We start from the raw sequence: 1,387 nt of genomic DNA, 5'->3' as shown, positions 1-1,387 counted from the left end.
AGTTATGTTTATTTCTGGTGTATGGAGGAGAGGAAAGAAAAAGCGTATCCTGCTGAATTAAGCAAAAACCAACAAGGATACACCCATGGATAAAGATAATCTGATTTCGTTGCCATCACCAGAAGCAACAGGAACTTTCCAAGACACATTAACGGAAATCCTACGTAAAGGTGCTCGTCAACTCATCGCCCAAGCAGTAGAAGAAGAGTTACAAAATTTTCTAGCTCAGTACAAAGACCAACGAGACAAACAGGGACGAAAAATGGTGGTACGCAATGGCTATTTGCCAGAACGGTCAGTCATCACAGGTATCGGAGAAGTCCAGGTAAAAGTACCAAAGGTACGAGACCGCAGCGGCAGCGGCATAAAATTCAATTCCTTGCTGCTGCCACCCTACCTAAAACGCAGCAAGAGCACAGAGGAGTTACTGCCATGGCTATATCTAAAGGGCATCTCAACGGGAGATTTCCAAGAAGCCCTAGGGTCATTACTGGGAGAGGAAGCAAGTGGATTGTCTCCAGCAACGATTAGTCGCCTGAAGCAGAAATGGGTCGGGGAGCATCAAGCCTGGCAACAGCGTTCCTTGCAACAAAAGCGCTATGTGTATGTGTGGGCAGATGGGATTTATTTCAACATCCGCGCCGAAGAAAGACAATGCATTCTGGTGCTCATCGGTGTGACGGAAAACGGCGAGAAAGAATTGCTAGCCCTAGCGGCAGGATATCGTGAATCGGCATTGAGCTGGAAACCCCTGCTGCTGAGCCTCAAACAGCGCGGCTTGGCCATCGCCCCAGAACTGGCCATTGGCGATGGTTCTCTGGGATTCTGGAATGCCTTGGCTCAGGTTTATCCCGAGACCCGCAAACAACGATGTTGGGTACACAAAACGGCAAATATCCTCGATAAATTACCCAAGAAACAACAAATGGAAGCGAAGGAGGGCATTTGGCAGATTTATCGCGCTGGGACTAAAGCCGATGCTCTACAAGCCTATGAGCGTTTTATCCAAACCTATGAAGCCAAATATCCAGAAGCGACAAAATGTCTGGAAAAAGACCGCGATAGTCTGTTTACCTTCTTTGATTTTCCAGCGCCCCATTGGCAGCATATTCGCAGTACCAATCCCATTGAATCGACTTTTGCGACCGTGAGATTGAGAACCGATAAAACCAGAGGATGTGTTTCCAAGGCAACGATTCTGGCCTTGGTATTCAAACTAATGCAGAGTGCTCAGAAACGGTGGTTGCGCATTCGAGGCTTCAAATATCTTGCCGATGTCATTGAAGGAGTTCCATTTAAAGATGGATTGAAAGTTCAAAAAACACCCCCATCATCTCAACAACAGGATGCTGCTTAATTCTTTCTCATACACCAGATTTGACAATAG

At 46.6% G+C, this 1,387-nt stretch carries 1 protein-coding gene; it reads left to right on the top strand.

The window, feature by feature from the left end:
- The first annotated feature begins 85 nt into the window (after positions 1 to 85).
- Complete coding sequence (locus AACR41_RS00100) at positions 86 to 1,357, top strand: IS256 family transposase (protein ID WP_030008349.1); 1,272 nt, start codon at positions 86 to 88, stop codon at positions 1,355 to 1,357.
- Positions 1,358 to 1,387: the final 30 nt, after the last annotated feature.

It is taken from the genome of Picosynechococcus sp. NKBG042902 (assembly GCF_963864045.1).
Lineage (GTDB): Bacteria > Cyanobacteriota > Cyanobacteriia > Cyanobacteriales > MRBY01 > MRBY01.
The sequence above is the reverse complement of the archived record's forward strand: the minus strand, read 5'-3'. Positions and strand labels throughout refer to the sequence as shown.

Coding starts and splice junctions, on each gene's coding strand:
- AACR41_RS00100 (WP_030008349.1), top strand. CDS start 86: ATGGATAAAGATAATCTGATTTCGTTGCCATCACCAGAAGCAACAGGA.